The 19,725-nt window shown below is 57.7% G+C and carries 17 protein-coding genes; 10 read left to right on the top strand and 7 right to left on the bottom strand.

Annotated features, from left to right (window positions below):
• Positions 1-161: 161 nt before the first annotated feature.
• Positions 162-476 (bottom strand): hypothetical protein, encoded by a 315-nt coding sequence (locus WJU23_RS21170; protein ID WP_346334624.1) that lies wholly within the window; start codon positions 474-476, stop codon positions 162-164.
• Positions 477-529: 53 nt separating this feature from the next.
• On the opposite strand from WJU23_RS21170, the gene WJU23_RS21165 reads away from it, so the two are divergent.
• The 3 genes from WJU23_RS21165 to WJU23_RS21155 all read left to right on the top strand — a co-directional run bounded on the left by WJU23_RS21165 (position 530) and on the right by WJU23_RS21155 (position 3,158).
• Complete coding sequence (locus WJU23_RS21165) at positions 530-1,507, top strand: endonuclease/exonuclease/phosphatase family protein (protein ID WP_346334623.1); 978 nt, start codon at positions 530-532, stop codon at positions 1,505-1,507.
• A gap of 112 nt (positions 1,508-1,619) precedes the next feature.
• Positions 1,620-2,453: a hypothetical protein gene (locus WJU23_RS21160; protein WP_346334622.1), complete on the top strand. Its 834-nt coding sequence runs from the start codon at positions 1,620-1,622 to the stop codon at positions 2,451-2,453.
• A 33-nt stretch (positions 2,454-2,486) separates the two neighbouring features.
• The gene (locus WJU23_RS21155) at positions 2,487-3,158 is read left to right on the top strand and encodes a histidine phosphatase family protein (RefSeq protein ID WP_346334621.1); all 672 of its coding nucleotides are present in this window, start codon (positions 2,487-2,489) and stop codon (positions 3,156-3,158) included.
• A gap of 19 nt (positions 3,159-3,177) precedes the next feature.
• On the opposite strand, the gene WJU23_RS21150 is transcribed toward WJU23_RS21155, so the two are convergent.
• Positions 3,178-4,668 (bottom strand): DUF1501 domain-containing protein, encoded by a 1,491-nt coding sequence (locus WJU23_RS21150; RefSeq protein ID WP_346334620.1) that lies wholly within the window; start codon positions 4,666-4,668, stop codon positions 3,178-3,180.
• 307 nt (positions 4,669-4,975) lie between these two features.
• On the opposite strand from WJU23_RS21150, the gene WJU23_RS21145 reads away from it, so the two are divergent.
• The 6 genes from WJU23_RS21145 to WJU23_RS21120 all read left to right on the top strand — a co-directional run bounded on the left by WJU23_RS21145 (position 4,976) and on the right by WJU23_RS21120 (position 13,485).
• A complete protein-coding gene (locus WJU23_RS21145; protein ID WP_346334619.1) occupies positions 4,976-5,350 on the top strand; it encodes a polymer-forming cytoskeletal protein in 375 nt (124 codons plus the stop codon).
• A 220-nt stretch (positions 5,351-5,570) separates the two neighbouring features.
• Entirely contained in the window at positions 5,571-6,605 is a 1,035-nt protein-coding gene (locus WJU23_RS21140; protein ID WP_346334618.1) for a polymer-forming cytoskeletal protein, read from the top strand.
• A gap of 178 nt (positions 6,606-6,783) precedes the next feature.
• Complete coding sequence (locus tag WJU23_RS21135) at positions 6,784-8,046, top strand: anaerobic sulfatase-maturation protein (RefSeq protein WP_346334617.1); 1,263 nt, start codon at positions 6,784-6,786, stop codon at positions 8,044-8,046.
• A 69-nt stretch (positions 8,047-8,115) separates the two neighbouring features.
• A complete protein-coding gene (locus WJU23_RS21130) occupies positions 8,116-10,263 on the top strand; it encodes a sulfatase-like hydrolase/transferase (RefSeq protein WP_346334616.1) in 2,148 nt (715 codons plus the stop codon).
• Positions 10,264-10,298: 35 nt separating this feature from the next.
• Entirely contained in the window at positions 10,299-12,371 is a 2,073-nt protein-coding gene (locus WJU23_RS21125) for a sulfatase-like hydrolase/transferase (RefSeq protein WP_346334615.1), read from the top strand.
• 34 nt (positions 12,372-12,405) lie between these two features.
• A complete protein-coding gene (locus WJU23_RS21120) occupies positions 12,406-13,485 on the top strand; it encodes a TIGR02597 family protein (RefSeq protein WP_346334614.1) in 1,080 nt (359 codons plus the stop codon).
• Between the two features lie 62 nt (positions 13,486-13,547).
• Here the strand turns inward: WJU23_RS21120 and WJU23_RS21115 are convergent, their stop codons facing one another.
• The 3 genes from WJU23_RS21115 to WJU23_RS21105 form a co-directional block, all read right to left on the bottom strand.
• Positions 13,548-14,210 (bottom strand): VTT domain-containing protein, encoded by a 663-nt coding sequence (locus WJU23_RS21115; protein ID WP_346334613.1) that lies wholly within the window; start codon positions 14,208-14,210, stop codon positions 13,548-13,550.
• 260 nt (positions 14,211-14,470) lie between these two features.
• A complete protein-coding gene (gene fabG, locus WJU23_RS21110; RefSeq protein ID WP_346334612.1) occupies positions 14,471-15,217 on the bottom strand; it encodes a 3-oxoacyl-[acyl-carrier-protein] reductase in 747 nt (248 codons plus the stop codon).
• Positions 15,218-15,265: 48 nt separating this feature from the next.
• Positions 15,266-15,652 (bottom strand): hypothetical protein, encoded by a 387-nt coding sequence (locus WJU23_RS21105; protein WP_346334611.1) that lies wholly within the window; start codon positions 15,650-15,652, stop codon positions 15,266-15,268.
• A 135-nt stretch (positions 15,653-15,787) separates the two neighbouring features.
• Between WJU23_RS21105 and WJU23_RS21100 the strand changes: the two genes are divergently transcribed.
• On the top strand, positions 15,788-16,885 hold the full coding sequence (locus tag WJU23_RS21100) for a 6-bladed beta-propeller (protein ID WP_346334610.1): 1,098 nt from the start codon (positions 15,788-15,790) through the stop codon (positions 16,883-16,885).
• 240 nt (positions 16,886-17,125) lie between these two features.
• On the opposite strand, the gene feoB is transcribed toward WJU23_RS21100, so the two are convergent.
• Both feoB and WJU23_RS21090 read right to left on the bottom strand, forming a co-directional pair.
• A complete protein-coding gene (gene feoB, locus WJU23_RS21095) occupies positions 17,126-19,393 on the bottom strand; it encodes a ferrous iron transport protein B (RefSeq protein ID WP_346334609.1) in 2,268 nt (755 codons plus the stop codon).
• Positions 19,390-19,626 carry a FeoA family protein gene (locus WJU23_RS21090; protein ID WP_346334608.1) on the bottom strand — a complete coding sequence of 79 codons (237 nt, stop codon included), beginning with the start codon at positions 19,624-19,626 and terminating at the stop codon, positions 19,390-19,392. The genes feoB and WJU23_RS21090 overlap by 4 nt, the downstream gene beginning before the upstream one ends.
• Between the last annotated feature and the right edge of the window lie 99 nt (positions 19,627-19,725).

Below are 19,725 nucleotides of genomic sequence, written 5' to 3'. Positions count from 1 at the left end.
GCATAGCTGAGTAAGAAAGCCAATATAGCCCCCACGGAACAAATGATTCCCACCCAATTTGGATTCATGACAAAAGAATAAACAGCCGCCGCGATGCATTAAAGATCACATCATCCTCGCTGCACAACACTTTCTGTGGCATCCTGTTGCCATGGCTGACCTTACACCGGACTACCACAGGCGGGACTGCTCACTGCCATTGGGGTGCAAGGACCTTCTGGAGGTGCTGAACCTGCCGCTCGAAAAGCCGCCTGCAGCAGACTTATTAATTCCGGCATCCATTCCCGAAGAAGGTGCTTCAGGCGAAATCCAAGATCATCGAGATTGCCGATGAGATCACTGTAAAAAAACTTGCAGCCCTGCTTGAATGCAGACCTTTTGAGGTGGTTGCCACTTTGATCTCCTTGAAAATATTTGTGCCGAATGCAGACCATCTTCTTCTGTTTGATGTGGCGGCCAAGGTGGCCGGTCTGCATGGCTGCGAGGTGCGTCGTGGAAATTAACCACCCCTTGCTCAATTCCGGCTTTCTTGATTCCTTCATTGATGAACCCCCAGCGGCCCTTCCTTTCTGCCAGCCTGCGGATCAGCGGACTGGTGGACATTCTGTTTTTGATGGCACTTATCGGCATCTGGCTGGGCTTGCTGGGGCATTGGCATTGGCTGTTGGACCTGTTCAGCCACTTCCGCTGGCAGTATGGGGGCATCTGCCTGCTGGGCATCGGGTGGTGCCTGGTCATGAAGCGGGCCCGCTGGGTGCTGGCCATATGCTTCGCTTCATTGCTGATGAACGGGACGGAACTGTATCGCACACGGGGTGATCCCGCTTTCGCGAAAGCTGAAGGCGGGCGGCTGAGGGTGATCAGCCTGAATGTGGAAGTTGGCAATTCTAACAAAAAGCGTGTTTTAGATTATCTGCAGTCCACGCGGGCCGATGTCATCTTTCTGGTAGAGACGAACATGGCCTGGGCACAGGCTTTGGAGCCGCTGAAGGCCACGCACCCCCATCATCACGTGCATCTTCAGTCGGACAATTTTGGCGTAGCCGTTTACAGCCGGGTGCATTTGCTGGAGCCGCAGGTTCTTACCACTTCTGAAACCGCCACCCCCACCCTGTATGCCCGGCTGATCCATGAAGGGCGGGAGATGGTCCTTTTGGGGGTGCATCCGGTGCCTCCCATCGGATCTGAATGGGCAGCCAGCAGGGATGCACAACTTCAGAAATTGGGGGAATATGTTTCAGCTTTGGACTTGCCCGTCTTGCTGATGGGGGATTTGAATGCCACGCCCTGGTCTCATGGCATGACGCTTTTACAGCGGCCATCCGGCCTGGATTATCGCTCACCCGCCGCTTCCAGCCTGCCGACCTGGCAGGCGCGGAATCTTTTTGCTTTACCCATTGATCACGCACTGTGCACTCCACCTCTTGTCATTCCTGGCAGGCGTATTGGTCCAGAGGTGGGGTCAGATCACCGGCCACAGGAGCTGGAAGTGGGGTGGCAGCCATGAGGATGAGCCTTGTTTCATGAATGTTTGAAATGAGTTTGTCTAATTTTTTGGTGTGACAATTCCGTCAGCAGGGGTACCTTTGTCGTACCTTTTACAAAGGTGCATTTTGCCGATGATCGTTGTCGAACTAGCAGGTGCCAGCGGGGTGGGCAAGTCCACCATGTCAGCGTTGGTTGCAGACAGGCTCCAGGAAATCCTGGGGCAGAATTCCGTGGCGGCCTTGCCGGAGAAAAATGTGCCGCGCCGCCGGCGCCGCTGGACGCGGTTAAAACGGTGGGCATGGGTCGCGACAAATCCACGTTCGTTAGTGGCCGCGTGGAGGACCACCCAGGCCCATATTTGCACTGCCAGTTATACTGGCTGGATACGATCTTTTTCAACCATCGGCCTGGCCCGGAAGGCGATGGAGCAGGGAGTTCAGGTGGTGCTGGTGGACCAGGGCATTCTGCGGCTGCCGGTCCTTCCGGAGCATGTGGAAATGCTGCCCAGACAACTGCTGCCGGATCTTGTCCTGCATCTTGTTGCAGAGCCCGAGATCATGGAGAAACGCCGGCTGGAGCGTGGCAAAAAGAAATGTGCGCGATATCAAGGCGAACGCCGTCTTGCGAATGTGCGTAAAACACTTCAGCGACTGGGGAAGGGGATGACGGTGGAGGAACGCCGGAACCTGGTGGCCAAGTATGGCGAAAAATTCTGTGAACCTGCCTTTTCCGAAGAGGAGATCCGGCAACTGGTCGATGATTGGCCTCCTCAAGGACCTGACAGTGCCAAAGCTGAAGCCAATGGGAAGCTCAAGACAGCCCGGTGTCATCCGCAGGTGTGCCAGCATCTCCAGCTCCGTGGAATTCATCTGGAAAAGCTGGATACGACCTGGCTTGATGTTCAGGTGACGGCCGACCTCTGTTCAAGAACGGTGCTGACCGCGATGAAGCGCATGTCGTCTTGAACATGCAGCCCTGCTGGACGATGAAAGGGCCACTTGAAAACGAAGCTGCATCATCCCACCCGGCTCTATCTCATCCGTCATGGAGAGGTGGAGGAGCGTTATCACAATGTCTTTGGCGGCAGCCGCATTGACATGGGTCTTTCTCCCTTGGGGCGGCAGCATGGTGAAGCCGTGGCACGCTGGCTGGCCAATGTCCCCCTGGATGCGATCTATGCCAGCCCCATGCTGCGCGTGCAGCAGACTCTTGCTCCATTGGCAGCGGTACGGCAGCTTGATCCCATCCTTATCCCGAGCCTGCGGGAGGTGGACTTTGGCGACTGGACAGGCTATCGCTGGGAGGGGGTGCAGGAGCACTTTGGCGTGAGCGCCTTTGACTGGCTGGAGATTATCGGCAGTGTCGGCATACCCAATGGCGAGACGGCCACGGAGCTGGCTGACCGGGTGGAGCCTGCCTTATTAAAAATCCTTCAGGACAATCCGCACCGCCAGGTGGCGGTGTTCTGCCACGGCGGCATCATCCGGGTGATCCTGGCGCTCATGCTCGGGCAGCCTTTGAAGCACATGGCGCACTTCAATATTCAATACGGCAGCATCAGTGTCGTGGAGGTGCAGCCTGAAAAGAAGCATGCCTTTGAGATCGAGCTGCTGAACTTCTGCCCGCCGTTTCCGACGGTGCCGGATGCGCCACTCATCAAGGATGACTGATGGTTTTATGCAAACTTAGTTAGGTGATCCATTCCTTGATCACCCGCCCGGCCACATCGGTGAGGCGGAAGTCCCGGCCCTGGAATCGGTGGGTGAGGCGGAGATGGTCAAAGCCGAACTGGTTGAGCAGCGTGGCGTGGAAGTCGTGCATGTCCACCGGGTCGCGCACGATGCTCCAGCCGATTTCGTCCGTTTCGCCATAGATCTGGCCGCCTTTAATGCCGCCGCCGGCCATCAGCATGGTGAAGGCAAAGGGGTGATGGTCACGCCCGGAGACGTCACTGCGGCCATTGCGGTTTTCCCCGAGGGGGGTGCGCCCGAACTCGCTGCCCCAGACAATCATCGTATCCTCCAGCAGGCCCCGCTGTTTCAGGTCCTTCAGCAGCGAGGCAATGGGCTGGTCCGCCATGCCGGCATTGTACGAAAGTTCGTTATCCAGATTGGAGTGGTGGTCCCAGCTTGCATGCATGATGCTGACAAAACGCACACCTCTCTCCACCATCCGGCGTGCGAGCAGGCAGTTGGTGGCAAAGGCTTTGTACTGCCCCGGACCTCCCGCGCGCTGGGCCTTGATGGGCGGGTCTTCGCGGTTCACGCCATACATCTCCAGCGTCTTCGGGTCCTCATCTTTGAGGTCAATTAGCTCGGGCGCGGCGGACTGCATGCGGAAGGCCAGTTCATAGGCCGCGATGCGGCTGGCGATCTCGGGATCGCGAAACTGGTCAAAGCGGCTCTGGTTCAGCTCCATCAGTGTATCGAGTCCCCGGCGCTGCAAAGTCATCGGCAGGCCCGGTGGATTTTTCAGATTCAGCACCGGCTCTCCCTGGTTGCGGAAAAGGACCCCGGCATAAGAACTGGGCAGGAAACCGCTCTGCCACAGGGAAGCCCCGCCGCTGGTCCCGCGGCCTGCGCTGAGCACCACATACCCTGGCAGGTTGCTGCTGCTGCTGCCCAGGCCATAGTTGAGCCAGGAGCCGACCGTGGGCAGGCCAAACTGAGCCCGCCCTGTGTGCAGCACAAGCTGGCCGGGATGGTGGTTAAACTGGTCCGTGTGCAGACTGCGGATCATCAGCCAGTCATCCGCTGTCTTGGCCATGTGTGGAAGCAGGTCGCTGAAATCCATGCCGCTCTGTCCATGCCTGGCAAATTTGCGAGGGCTGCCCATGAGCCTTGCCGTCTCCTTCTTGATGAAGGCAAAGCGGACATTCTTGGTCATGCTCTCCGGCAGCGGCTGGCCGTGGAGTTCGTTGAGCTTCGGTTTAGGATCAAAGAGGTCCATCTGGGAGGGCGCACCCTCCATGAAGATAAAGATGCAGTTCTTGGCCCGTGCCGGGAAGTGGGGGGCACGTGGTGCCAGCGGATCCATGCCTGGCGTGATGCCAGCCGTCGCGGGAGTGATGAGCCCCTCCTGTGTCAGCATTGCTCCCAGCGCCAGCGCCCCAATGCCATTGGCGGAAGTGGTGAGAAACTCACGGCGAGTTTGCAGGATCTGATGCTCGACTGGATGCATGATTGACGCTCTTGGGAAACAAACGTTTCGGGTGGCATAGCTTTTGCATCACTATTGTTTCATTCTTCCTGTTCCTTTTTGGGGCGGAAATGCCCTGAAATAAATTCAGCACACCGTTGACACTCAAGTTACAGTCCCCCTATAGTACCACCCCATGCTAAGGCAAATTATCGGACAACCCACAGAAGGGCAAAAGGAATCAGGCCGCGCTGAGGCCCCCGCACCGGCCTCAATGGCCGACCGTGGCTCCAGCTTCTCCGCGCCAGCTCCTGCTGCACAACCCCAACGCGCCTCAAATTCTTATAACATGACTTCCAGCAAAAACGTTCTTTCGAACGACGTCGAAATCAAAGGTTCCATCAAATTTTCCCACGACCTCATCATTGATGGGAAAATCGAAGGGGAAGTCTCCTCCGACGGCAGCCTGACTGTGGGCGAAAACGCTCTCATCAAGGGCGAAATCAAGACCCGTTCCGTCATCATCTTCGGCAAGGTCGAAGGTAATATTACCGTCGTGGAGCGCTGCGAGCTGAAGAGCAATGCCATCCTGGTCGGTGACATCGAAGCCGGCACACTTTCCATCGAAGAAGGCGCAACGTTCATGGGGGCCTCCAAAGTGGGCCGCAAACCTGAGCCATCCAAGCCAGCCCCTCTGGGGGGCGGTCGTCCTGCACAACCCTAAACTTTAGAACCACCGACGAGTGTTTCGGGGTCTATTCGGCTCTAAAAACGACCGGCCAGGCCCACCGAAGAATCAAATCGAGGTGGTCTGTCCGGCGTGTGGCGCGGCTCAGTATGAGCCGCGTCTTGTAGTCTCCACATTTTGCAAAAAGTGCGGGGTTCATCTGACTGTTGAGCGCAAGAAGGTCACCGCTTCCAGTGTGACGCGCTCAGGCATGGGCATGCCGGATCCCTGGGCGGATGCCAAACCGGCAGCCAAGCCTGAGCCGCCTGTCTCCAGGCCAGCCCCAAAACCGGCTGCCTCGGCTCTCCAGCCCATTTCGGATCCCATTGCGGCTGAGCTTGCCCAGCCTGTCTCGGAGGAGGAAGCGGAAGAGGGAGGATTTGGCGTCTTTCTCAAACAGCAGGGCAAAACCCCGCCGGCTGGCGCACCTGCATCCCCGTCTGAACCGGCCCCACCCGCCCAAGAGGCTGCACCAGATCCTGAATCCGAGGCTGTTTCCAGTGGCGACACGGCGGCTGAACCCGAGGATTCAGAACGGGAAGCGCCTCCGGTCGCGGCTCCATCCTACCGCCGCTCACGGCCTGCTCCGTACCAGGCGAACGCTGCGGAGGCAGCTGCGGGAACTGAAAAACGCGCCCAATCCAACTCCCCGCCGCCGACCGCTGCCCCGGCCCCCATGAGCGCCAGCACGCTTCAGAAGATGAAGAGTGAGGGGATGTACCGGAACCAGTATTTCAAGGATGCCGACTGCTTCGAGTGCGATCACTCGTTCAAAGTCAGCCGTTCCACCCGCTCCACCCAGTGCCCGAACTGCGGAGCCACCATTGCGCTGGAGGATGTGGAGGTGAACATGCCCTCCGGGGATTCCATCAAGACCCGTGGGGATGTGCTTATCCGCAAGCGCGGCCAAGTTTCGGCTGAAAGCATCATCTGCAAAGATCTGCGCTGCCAGGGCATCCTGGAGGCGAATGTCAAAGCCAGCGGTGATGCCATCTTCCGCGCCAATGGCAACATGATCGGCCAGGTGCATTGCCGCCGCCTCATCATCGAAAAAGGCTGCGATGTCGTGTTTATTAACGAGGTCTATGCGGAGGAGGTGGAGATCCATGCCCGTATCACCGGCACGATCATTTCCAGCGGGTCGTTTCTCATTGGCCCCAACGGATGCGTGAATGGAGACATCACTGCACGATCCGTATCCATCGAACCGGGCGGGGAACTGAATGGCGGCATGAACATTGTCCGGAAGTAGGAACCGGAGCAGGGATGCCCTGGCAGCTTATATATCGGCCGGTGGGTCTGGATTAAGCCGTTAATTCGTGGAATTTGGGGTAATTGGACGCTACGCTTGGACACTGTGCCGTTCCCCAGCTACATCAGACAGCGAATGGCTGGCGCCACGCTGCGCATTTGCTCTTTTTCCCATTCTTATGCATTCCACGTCTCCAGCCACTACCAATTTTCATGTGATGGCCAAGCCCATCGGGCCGATCTGCAACCTTGATTGCACTTATTGTTATTACCTGGAAAAAGAGACCTATTTCCCCAAGGGCGAGAACTTTAGGATGTCGCCGGCTGTGCTGGAAGCCTACATCCGGCAGTACATTGAATCGCAAAAAACTGCTGAGGTCACCTTTGCCTGGCAGGGGGGAGAACCCACCCTGCTCGGGGTGGACTACTTCAAACGCGTGGTGGACCTGCAGTGCAAATATGCCGGCGGCCGCAAGATCAACAACACCCTGCAGACCAATGGCACCCTGCTGACCGATGAGTGGTGTGAGTTCTTCCAGAAGCATCAGTTTCTGATCGGACTGAGCATAGACGGTCCGCGCGAATTTCACGATGCGCACCGCAAAGACAAAGGCCAGAAGCCGACCTTCGACCGGGTGATGCGCGGCCTCGAACTGCTAAAGGCTCACAAGGTGGAGTTTAATACATTGACGGTTGTGAGCCACACCAATGCCGGGCATGCGCTGGAGGTGTATGATTTTCTGCGCGAATCCGGTTCTGGTTACATCCAGTTCATCCCGCTTATTGAGCGGCTGCCGACTCCAGGATCGGCTGCAGGACTGGACTATGCGGAACCTCCTGAACCGGGCCAGCCGGAATCGGCTGTCACGGAGTGGAGCGTGGGTCCCGAGCAATACGGGGATTTCCTCATCACGATTTTTGATGCCTGGGTGAGCCGGGATGTGGGCAAGGTTTTCGTCCAGATGTTTGATGTTTCTCTTGGCATCTGGGCCGGGTTTGGCCCTGGGCTGTGCCTGTTTTTACCGGATTGTGGGGAGGCGCTGGCCGTGGAGCACAATGGGGATATTTTTTCCTGTGACCACTTTGTTTATCCGAAATACAAGCTTGGCAACGTGATGAATGAATCCCTGGCCACCATGGTCAACTCGGTTCAGCAGCGGAACTTTGGTGGTAACAAATCGGAGCGTCTGCCCAAATATTGCCGGGAATGCGAAGTGCGTTTTGCCTGTCATGGAGAGTGCCCTAAACACCGGTTCCTTACCACACCGGATGGAGAACCGGGGCTGAATTATCTATGCGGTGGGTACAAAAAGTTTTTCCGCCATGTAGATCCCTATATGCGCCGCATGACTGCTCTCCTGGGGCAGCGCCGCTCGCCCGCAGGCATCATGCAAATGCTGCCCTTAAAGGAGAAAGAAGCCGGATTTCAAGATCGCACTTAATTTGAATTGATGGAAAACCATTTGCTTTAAGATGCTTTTAGTTTCTATATTATAATAATAACGGAAATTATGAATTTGAGACTCGAAAAGCAAGACGCAATGTCCTCGGCAGGTCGGCGAGATTTCCTCAAGATGGTGGGCGGAACCGGCGCAATGATCGCGGCACAGGGGGCGGTTAATTTCTGGCCTAACGAAACGCAGGCGCAGGCCATCAAGCAGCGCCGCAATGTCATTCTCTTCACCACTGACCAGCAGCAGAACCTGCGCTGGTTCCCCGAGGGCTGGCAGGAAGCGAATCTTCCTGGTCTGAACCGGCTGAAAAACACCGGAGTGACCTTTACACGGGCCTATACGAACACGGCCATGTGTACGCCCTCGCGGACGACGATGTTCACGGGCCTGTATCCTGAACAGCACCGGAATTTCGACACCCTTTCCGAAGGCATGTCGCAATCAGAGGCGGAGCATCAGCTAGATCCGACATTGCCAAATATCGCCACCGTGCTCGGCTCGGCAGGATATGATGTGGTTTGGAAGGGCAAATGGCACCTGAGCAAGGGCATGGAACATCCCGACGGTGGGCACCAGGATGATGACATCAGCCGATATGGAATGCAGCAGTGGAATTCACCCGATGCGGGGGGAGACGCCAAGCTGAAAAACTATGGCGGGGGAACGATCAATAACGATGGCCGCTATTTTGACGGTTCAACCTGGCAGGAGCCGACGGGAGATCCTTCCGATCCCGGTTACATATTCTCCCAGGCAGAAGGGCCGATGAACGCGGAATTCGAGCGCGAAAGCGTCATGGCCTTTCTGCGCCACAAGATCAACAATCCTGGGGGCAATCCTTTTTGCCTGATCATCTGCCTGATCAATCCGCACGATGTGCTGGGCTGCCCAGGCGTCTCTGTGGCAAACGGGGGCAATGGCACCTATTTGGAAGGCGGTTATTATGGCCGCGAAGATGGCAGTTCTCCCTGGTCCGAGCAGACGGGTCCCTTGGAAATCGGGCTTCCGCCGACCTACAATGAGTCCCTGCTGGAGAATCACAAGCCGGTCTGCCAGCCCAATTTTCTGGCCTTTTCAGCCGGGCTGGGTCCGGTGCCGACGGATGATCTCAAGCTGAAGTATCTGAACTTCTATGGCAACCTGATGAAGCTCAATGATCAGCGTCTCACGAAGATGCTGGATCTTATTGAAGGGCTTGACGGAACGGTGGATGCCGGGGCGGCGCAGGCGTTGCGCAGGGATTCCTGGATCATCTTCACTTCGGACCATGGTGACATGGCGATGGCTCACGGGGGCTTGCGCCAAAAGTCTTTTGAGTTTTACGAAGAGATGGCGAATGTGCCGCTGGTCTGGTCGAACCCGGTGGATTTTCCAGAGGGGCGTGTGTGTGATGAACTGGTTTCCCATGTGGATTTCATGCCGACACTCAGCGCGGTGGCGGGGCTGAATCCGCGAGCGTTCCCTTTTAAAGGTGTGGATTACAGCTCCCTGCTGAGGAACCCGGATGGCAAGGCTGTGCAGGACGCCATCTTGTTCACCTTTGACGACATCTGGTGCGGCCAGGATGCAGCGGGCAATCCTAACGGCCTGGTCGCTGCGCCGAACCGGCTGCGCGCTCTGGTCGAGAAGGATTTCAAATATGTTTATTACTTCGATGGCGAAGGCAGCGAGAAGCCGCAGGACGAGTTTTATGATCTGCGCTCCAAAGGGGACGGCGGGACGGATACGGACATGGACAACGGCCTGGGAGGCAGCACGGGCAAGGCTGCGGAATACATCAATTATTCGGTGTGGGCGGAGCGCCAGAGGGTGGTGAAACTGGCCACAGGTGAGATCGCGGCGAAGCGGAAGATGATGCAGGCGAAGCTGCAGAGGGTGATGAAAGCCAAACTGGCACCGCTGCGAGCGAGGCCTGCAGTGCCGCCCCAGGATTTCCGCGTGGAGCTTTTCAATTGGGTGAACGACTATCAGCAGCTCGAGAGTGAGTTGCTGATCACTTGGCTGTCCCGCTCTACTAGCCAGTATCAGTTGCAGTATTCCCGCGACCAAAAAAACTGGACTAATGTGGGCGCACCGGTGCCCGGCACCAACGGCCCCATTTTCATCAATCAACCGGTGACCGGCTTCAAGGTGTATTACCGCCTGACCTGGGCTCCTAAACGGCGCACGAAAACGCCTCAACCCGCTTCAACGACCAAGATCTGAATATCATGAGAGGTGCTCCCATCCATTGCAATGATTTGACTGAAAGTTCCGCCCCCGTGCAGATCCCGAGGCGTGAGTTTATGAAACTGGCGGCCAGTGCCGGTTGTGTGCTGCCCGTCCAGGGGGCGCTGGGGGTATGGCCGCCGCCCGAAGAGAAAGGAGCGCGACGGAATCTGATCTTGTTTCTGACGGATCAGGAGCGCGCCACGATGTGGTTCCCGGAAGGGTGGGAAGAGGCCAACCGGCCAGCGCTGACCGAACTGAAGAATACCGGGGTCACTTTCACCAACTCCTTTTCCAACACCTCCATGTGTACGCCGGCGCGTAACACGCTGTTCACGGGGCTTTACCCGGCCCAGCATCTCTGCCCGGATGTTGTTCAGCAGGTCAATATTGGAACGGTTGCCGACAATCAGCTGGATCCGAGTGTGCCGAATCTGGGCACCGTTCTGAAGGAGGCCGGATATGAAGTGGTTTATAAAGGCAAGTGGCATCTCACGGAGGGCACCGTGCTGCCGGATGGGAGCAAGGTGGATGACCGTCCGGCCCGCTGCGGCTTTGATGGCTGGAACGGGCCCGACATCGGCTCAGATTCCAATCCGGAACGCCTGTATGGCGGCGGAAAATACAATCAGGATGCACGAGTGGTGGAAGGGTACGACTGGGCCTACAACGACGGGGCAGGCGGTATCAACCCTGAGTATGAGCAACAGAGCGCGCTGGCCTACCTGCGTGACAAGATCGCCAACCCTGGCACCAAGCCTTTCTGCCTGATCGTCTCTCTGGTGAATCCGCATGACCTCATCGGCTATCCCACCTACAGCGGTGATTATCCAACGGTCACAGACGTTCCGACGTGGGGCTATGACCGCAGCATCCTGTCTGGCGACATCACTGAAAATCCGCCGACGCTGAATGAGAACCTGCTCGCCAACTACAAACCTACGACGCATGCGAAGTATCGGGTGCTCGGGGATTTGCTTCTGGGCCAGCTGGATGAAACGGCGGACGAAAGCGGCAGCGGCAGCTTGAATTATCTGAATTTTTACGCCAACTGTCTGAAGCTGGTTGATGCCGAGTTCAAAAAGATTTTGGATCTGCTTCGAGGAACGGCTCTGCGGGACAATTCCTGGATTGTCTATGCCTCTGACCATGGTGAGCTTGGCCTTTCTCATGGAGGGCTTCGGCAGAAGGGTTTCTGCGTTTATGAAGAGACCATCAAGGTGCCCATGGTCTGGTCCAATCCGGTGGACTTCCAGGCTGGCGGAGCCATCTGCGAAGAGCTGGTGTCCCACGTGGACTTTGTGCCCACGGTCTGCTCGATGCTGGGGATCAACCCCCGGCGTTATCAGTTCAGCGGGGTGGATTACAGCTCACTGATCAAGAACCCGTCAGGACCGGCGGTGCAGGATAGCATTCTGTTCACCTATGATGACATCTATGCGGGGCAGAGTGCGGAGAAGTTTCCTGGTGGCATCGTTTCACCGCCCAACCGGGTGCGGGCGATTCGGGACAAGGAATCGAAGTATGCTTATTACTTTGATGCCGATGGGCATGAGCTGCCGCAGGCGGAGTTTTACGATATGCGCCACAAGGCGGACGGTGGCACGGACACTGACCTGGATCACGGACTGGGCGGCAGCACCGGGCAGCCGGTGGAATACCAGAACCTCTCCCAGTGGGCCGAATTTCAACGGCGGCTGCGCGGACTGCCAGCCCTGGCCACGCCGGACCTGGAGAAGAAACGGCAGCAGATGAAGCAGAAACTGCAACGGGCGCTCAATACCAAACTGCGCCCCCGGCGTGCCAAAGCGGCCATTCCTCCGCAGGATTTTAAAGTGGAGCTGCTGAACTGGACCAACGAGTTCAACCAGTTGGAAAGCGAGCTGCTGCTCACCTGGGTCTCCCGCGAAACGACTCAATATCAGTTGCAGTCTTCCCGGGATCAAAAGACCTGGACCAACGTCAATGATCCCATCACGGGCAACAATGGCCCGCTGATCATCACCCAGCCGGTGACGGGTTTCAAAGTTTACTACCGTCTCACCTGGAGGGCTAATCCAGCTCCGACTGTGATCCCAAAACCTTCCCGCTTAGCCCCGGTCTAACTGAATGTTCACAAATTTAAGCAAGTCTCTTTTCATGAAGCAGTTCATCCTTACCCTCTTGACCGCCCTGGCCTTGTTAACCACGGCGTCCGCCCAAAAATTCCGCACTGCACAGGGCACGACCGGCAGCCAGTATGTTTATGTTCCGGCCAACACCACTGTCATTGTCGCTCCACAGTTTCAGCGTCCCAGCGTTGGAATTTTTAAGGTCACCTCCACAGCCACGTCCGGTTCCACGACCACGCTAGACCTGGCGGGCAAACCGGCCCTGGACAGCTACACCGCACCGCTATTGACGGACCAATACGAGCCGGGGGCAAACACCTATTACGCCATGGTCACGGCGGGTCACTGGGCAGGCTTGTATTTCACGGTCACGGGGAATACGCCGTCTTCGTTGGCCCTTCGCACAGACGGGCTGGTCAGCCGCAAGGGCAGCATACGCACGGTGGAAGTACGGCCCTACTGGAATCTGGAAACGCTTTTTCCCACCTCGGCCGCGACGGTTTCTTTCATCCCGACCACGTCAGCAGACAGCATCAAAACCAAGCTGGTGATTGCCCCCCTCACCTTTGCAGCCAACGAACAGCCGCAACAAGTCGGGGAATCCTACTATTATAGCAGCAGCCTGTCCGCCTGGGTTAACAGCAAGGATCCCCTCACACCTGCCGGAAAGGATCTGGTGGCACCCACCCGTTCTTTATATCTGCAAAGCACCCACGATGGCAGCTACCCGCTGGATGCCATCATTGCTGGCACCGTACTCACCTCCACCCTGCAAATCACCTTTGCAAGCTCTCCCACCGAGATCACGATGAACTGCTTCGCCCTGCCGCGCTCATCTGACTATAAGCTTTCGAAGATGGGCTTCACCAACAAGAATTTCACGCCCAGTCTGAATCATTCTCCGCTGGGGCACAATGATCTTCTGTTGGTTGACAATGGGTTTGGCAAGGTCGGTGCCACCTACTACAGGTATAAGAACAAGTGGTACATGATGGGAAGCTCCCTGGCGGTTGATCCCATCATTCCGGCTGGCAGTGCGTTTGTCGTGAAGAAAGCGATCTCCGTTAAGAAGACGGATGTGATGTACAACCTCAACAACGTCCGTTAATGGAAGGTCACCTGCCGATCTGAAGGGAGAGCCAGATTGATCCCGGCATTCGGGTCAAGGATTTAAGTCACCGGGCCGGTTTTACCTCCCCATTTTCTGCCTGCCCAGGCCCAGAACAGGAGGGGCAGGAGGGCGCTGAGTGCTATTGCCCAGCCGGGGCTGGCATGGCCTAAATGGCCGATGGCGGCAAAGGCGAATCCCAAGGGCAGGGAGCCACAGGCGAGTGCGAGGACAAAGGTGCTCCAACGCATGCGCATCATGCCTGCCAGGCAGGCGACGGCCTCCGGCAGCACCGGGGCCCAGCGGGAAAGGGCCACCAACCAGCCGCCTTTTCGCGCGAAGAGCAGCTCACCCCGCCGCAGGCCCTCTTCACCTGCGATCCACCGGGCAGCCCCCCGGCCAAGCCAGCGGCACAGGCCATAGGCCAGCAGGCCGGATAAAAAGGAGCCGCCTGCGGCGATGAGACCGCCGAGCCACCATCCATACATCCAGCCGAGGGCGGACATGATTACGGTGCTGGGGATGGGCAGGATGATGTCGCTCATGAGCAGGCCCATGCCGGCGGCCCAGGCCCAGTGACCGTAATTCTCCATCCATTGCCGCGCGCCTTCGAGGCTTAGGACGGCATCAAAGTGCTCTCCCCAGAGGATGAATGGCACGATGATGGCGGTCAGCACCATCAGGATCAGGGCCCCAAAGGCTCCTTTGCCATGTTTCAAAGTCATGGGTTACCAAGGCTTGCGTTGCCGGGGGTTGCAAGCTGGAGCTGGCAGGCAGTTTTTTTGCATGTCCAAAGTTTTCCAAAAACCGAGGGGGCGCAGCTTCAAAGATTCCGCATAAATGCGGTACTCCGAACGCCGTTTTGCTGGTTCTGGATTTCCCGATTGATGGGGATCTCACAAAATGGCATGCCACCCTATTTCAATAGAGGCAGCTTCTTCCAAGGGTGAGGCCGGACAGCCGTTATGGAACCCGACTAACAAGTTTACATCACCATGCCGCCGTCTACGGCCAGGACCTGGCCGGTGATGTAGCGTGCTTCGGGGCTGGCCAGGAACAGGGCGGCGGAGGCGATGTCCTCGGCCTGGCCGAAGTCTGCGAGGGGGATTTTTTCCAGCACCGCTGCTTTCAATTTCTCATCCAGGACGCCGGTCATGTCGGTGGCGATGAAGCCGGGGGCGATGACATTGGCGGTGACGCCACGGCCGGCGAATTCGCGGGCGAGGGATTTGGTGAAGCCGATGACGCCGGCCTTGGAGGCGGCGTAGTTGGCCTGGCCGGCGTTGCCGATGAGGCCGATGACGGAGGCCACATTGATGATGCGTGCGCCTTTCTGTTTCAGGATGCTGCGCTGGAAGGCCTTCACCATGTTGAAGGCGCCCTTCAAATTGGTATCCACGACGAAGTCCCAATCATCCTCGCTCATGCGCAGGAGCAGACCGTCCTTCGTCACGCCGGCGTTGTTGACGAGGATGTCCACGTGGTCAAAGTCCGCCAGCACGGTCTTGCCCAGCTCTGCCACAGCGGAACCATTGGCCACATCCACGGCATAGCCTTTGGCGGCACCGGGATACTGGGCATTGATGGCCTCAGCGGCGGCCTGGGAATTGGCCTCGGTGCGGCTGATGACGGCCACTTTGGCGCCCTCGGTGGCGAATTTTTCAGCGATGGCTTTGCCGATGCCACGTCCGGCACCGGTGACGACTGCGACTTTATCTTGGAGTTTACCCATGCCTCATCATGGCCAAGCCCGGCTCCATGGCAAGCGCGTCCTTGCTTCTCAATCAAGGACGGTGCCGACCGCTTCGGCAATACTGATCAAGGCCAAACTCACCAGTTCTCCTGCATTCGCATAATCTACTTCCTTCATTCCTTCCAGCACGTGACCCAGCGTCTTGAGAATGCCGACCCAGGCAAAGAACAAAAACAGCACGGCGAGGAGCAGGAAACCAAGGGCCGCGAGACTGTTTCCCGTATTGAACTGGATGTAGGATCCATACGCCGAGGCCGCAGAAAAGCCTCCCAGCGTCCACCGCAGCAGCGTCGGCATCAATTGCACCTTCACCTCCAGCAGTTCCTCCCGGCTCACTACATGGCCTGCCTTCAGGGAGGCCTTGATGCCTGCTCTCTCAATCTTTGGCAGCAGTTTTTCGGCTTTGGGAGTCATGCCACGCATCTGAAACCTTTTTGATCCGACTGCCAATTCCAAAACACCCTTGTTGTTCCACTCTGTCCTAAAGTCGCATCCTCCATCACATCAGCATTTCCATGTGCTGCCTGGCCCGCTAAAACATCTGTATTCATGAAGACACGCCGCCATTTTCTCGCCGGGCTCACCACTGCTGCCGCTGCCACTTTTACCCAGACCCTGCGCGCGGCACCGGATCCCAAAAAGGATGTCGTCATTGGTCATGGCGACCACCGTTATAAAGTCATCAAGGACTGGGTGACGCCGGGGCAGGGGAGGCATCACCCCATCCTGAACTGTCATGAAATGGTGCAGGTGAAGGATGGCCGTCTCTTCATGGTGGGCGACCATTGGGATAACCAAATGCTGGTTTACAAACCTGACGGCACCATCCTGGAATCCTGGGGCAGCGCCTGGCCGGGCGGGCATGGGCTCAGCCTTAGCCGGGAAAACGGGGAGGAGTTTCTCTTCGTCACGGACAGCGGTCTTTGGAAAAGCGGAGGCAGCGGTTATCGCCAGACGGGACGTGTGGTGAAGATTGACCTCGCTGGCCGGGAGATTTTTAGCCTGAGCCACCCGATGAGCGTGGGGGCCTATGAACCGGACCAGTTTTTCAATCCCACCGAAACTGCCGTCGCCCCCAATGGCGACATTTACGTCGTGGATGGTTATGGGTCCAACTTTGTCCTGCGCTACGACCACAAAGGCAAGTTCATCTCCCGCTTCGGTGGCAAGGAAGGCGTGCCGGAGCAGGAGCGGCTGAATAACGCCCACGGCATCGAGATTGACCGCCGCCAGGGTGATGACAAGGCCACCGTGCTCGTCACTTCCCGCGCGGACCATTGTTTCCGCCGCTTCTCGCTGGAGGGCAAATACATTGAAACCATCGAAGTGCCCGGCTGCAAAGTCTGTCGTCCGGTCATCTCCGGCCAGGAGCTTTATGCCGGTGTCTGCTGGTCCGTAGATCCGGTGCGGAACAAGCTTCCCCAGAATCCCTCCGGCTTCACGGTCATTCTGGATGCAGCAGGCCAGGTTATCAGCGCCCCGGGTGGCACCAATCCGACCTATGAGGAAGGGAAACTCAAGCCGCTTCAGCAGGCCCAGCCCATCATTGACCATGGCCACGATGTTTGCGTCTTGGGAAATGGCGACCTCATCGTCTGCCAGTGGAACGCCTTCCAGACCTATCCGATCAAGCTCGAAAAAGTTTAAGAATCACCGCAACCTTGGCTCGGGGAGACGGCGGGACAGGATTTTTTCCCGCGCGCGTTACTTCATCTTCGGCTTGCATCCGCAAGCGCCCCCGCAACCGCCTTTCTTGCGTCCGCGAACCACACGCAAAAGGAAGATCGCGGCCGTGATGATCACCACCGCAGGGGCTGCCCAGGATTGCCAGTCATTCATCATCTTGAATAATACGTTTGTGAACCGCGGCAGGGGATTAAACTGCCGTCAATACCCCATCGCGCTGCCGATCTGGTAAACCGCCAGCGACAGCAAGTAGGCCGTGCCGGTCATGAAACCGAGCTGGAACCACATCCAGCCCCAGCTTCCGGTTTCCCGTTTCACAATCGCCATGGTGCTCACGCATTGCATGGCAAACACATAAAACACCAGCAGGCTGATGCAGACGAGCGGTGTAAAAACAGGTGTGCCGTCAGGTCTCCGCTCTTCGCGAATCCGGTCCCTCACCGGCATCAGGTCATCATCCTCTTCCGCCTGCACTGCATAGACCACGGACATGGTATTCACAAACACCTCACGGGCTGCAAAACTGCCGATGAGGCCAATGCCGATCTTCCAGTCATAACCCAGCGGCGCAATCGCCGGCTCAATGAAGTGCCCCGCCCGGCCCGCAAAACTCTGCGCCAGATGCTGCGAACTGAGGGAGGCCAGCTCCGTGCGGGCTTTCACCAGCTCAGGATTCTCAGGAATCTCAGTTACCTCGTCGGAATCTTTATCCACCCGTGGCCCCGGTTTGGCCAGGGAGTGATTGATGTTACCGGCCTGATCCTGCTCATCCACGCCGACCGCTTCCTCCATGGCCGCGATCTGCTCCTCCAGCATGGCAGCACGCTCCGTCAGCGCCTCGTTTTTCGGATAGGTTGAGGCTGCCCAGATCAGGATCGAGATCCCGAAAATGATCGTCCCCGCCCGCACCAGGAACACCCGGGCCCGCTGCCACACCAGCAGCAAAATGGATCGCAGCGCCGGCATTTTATACGACGGCATTTCCAAAATCATCGGGGCATTAGCCCCTCGCATGATCCCCTTGTTCAGCACCCAGGCGAAGAAAAAAGCCCCAAAAGTCCCCAAGGCGTATAGCCCCACCATGATCCCTGCCTTGGCCAGATTGGACACCGTATCCGGCATAAACGCGCTGATCAGCAGCACATACACGGGGATACGCGCCGAGCAGCTCGCCAGGGGCGCAATGAGGATGGTGATAAGGCGGTCCTTAGGGCTTTCAATGGTCCTCGCCGCCATCACGCCAGGAATCGCACAGGCATAGGAACTCAGGAAGGGGATAAAAGCCTTCCCGTTCAGCCCAACCACGCTCATCATCCGGTCCAGGATGAAGGCCAGCCGCGCCATGTAACCTGTGTCCTCCATGATCCCGATGAAGAAAAAAAGGATCAAAATCTGCGGCAGGAAGATGACCACCCCGCCTACACCTGCAATCGCCCCCTGGACGATCAGGTCCCTCAAATCCCCCGGCGGCATCATGTCATTCACCCAGCTTCCCAGGTTGCCAAAACCCGTGTCAATCCAGTCCATCGGACCCTCAGCCACCTTGAAGATCAGATAGAAAAGGAACATCAAAAAAGCCAGCACCGTCACGCCGCCAAAAATAGGGTGCAGTAAAAACGCATCCAGCTTTTGAGTCAGCGTCGGCAGTTCCTTATCTGGCCGCTTCAGCACCTGTTGCGTCAGCTTTTCGATCTGCGCATACCGGTCCGCCACCAGTTGGTCCTCCCAGCCGGGGTGCGCCGCATTCAGCGTTTCCCGCCCTTTTTGAATCTGGCCCAGTTGCGCATCGCGGATGCCTGCGTGCAGCGGGTCATGATCGGAAAGCAGGTACAGCGGCTCCAGCAGCGTCGTCTTTTCATGCACCGCCTTGGTCTGCACAAGCCCGGCACGCGTCGTCTCCAGCGCCGCGCGGATGTCCTCCGGCAGCGGGGCGGACTGCCAGCGGGGCAGGGGAAGGTCCTCCCGGCTCATGGCCGCCTTCAGCTCGATGTAGCCGCTCCCGCTCGTCGCCTGCATCGGCACCACCGGCACTCCCAGCTCCTCAGACAGCTTCTTCACGTCAATCTGCCAATCCTTGGACTTGGCGATGTCTATCATGTTCAGCACCAGCACCGTCGGAATTCCCAGCTCCAGCACTTGGGAAAGCAGGTACAGATTGCGCTCCAAATTGGCCGCATCGGCGATGAAAATCACCCGGTCAGGCCGGGGCGTATCCGCTTGACGGCCCAGCAGCACATCTCTCAGCACCGCCTCATCCGGGCTGCGGGCATTCAGGCTGTAGGCCCCCGGCAGGTCGATCAGCCGCAACTTCTTGCCATGCTGGCTATAGCACTCGCCCATCTTCTTTTCGACCGTCACACCAGGGTAGTTGCCCACCTTTTGGCGAAGGCCCGTCAGATGGTTAAAGACGGTGGTCTTTCCGGAGTTGGGATTGCCGACAATGGCCAGCAGGGGCAGTTCAGCGCTCATGCCAGGGTGATGGAAATGTCAGCCGCCTCATGATTACGCATCGCCAGGTGGGATCCGCGCACTGTGACCTCGATGGGCTCGCCCAGCGGCGCGCGCCTGACCATCGTCACCTTGGCACCCGGTGTCAGCCCCAGTTCGCGCAGCCGTGTCAGCCCCGCCCTCCCCGTAGGCATGGATTGAATGATGCCGGACTGACCGACAGGGAGTTTGGAAAGGGTGGAGGTAGCGTGCATGGCCGAAGTGCTATTGAGACGCGCTTGCAGTGGGCGAAGCTAGAGGGCGCGCCAATGTTTGCAACCGATGGCGATTAGATTTTGCAATGGATCTTGTGC

This window comes from Prosthecobacter sp. SYSU 5D2 (assembly GCF_039655865.1).
In the GTDB taxonomy this organism is placed as follows: Bacteria; Verrucomicrobiota; Verrucomicrobiia; order Verrucomicrobiales; family Verrucomicrobiaceae; genus Prosthecobacter.
Note: the sequence above shows the minus strand (reverse complement) of the source record. Positions and strands in the feature narration are given on the sequence as shown.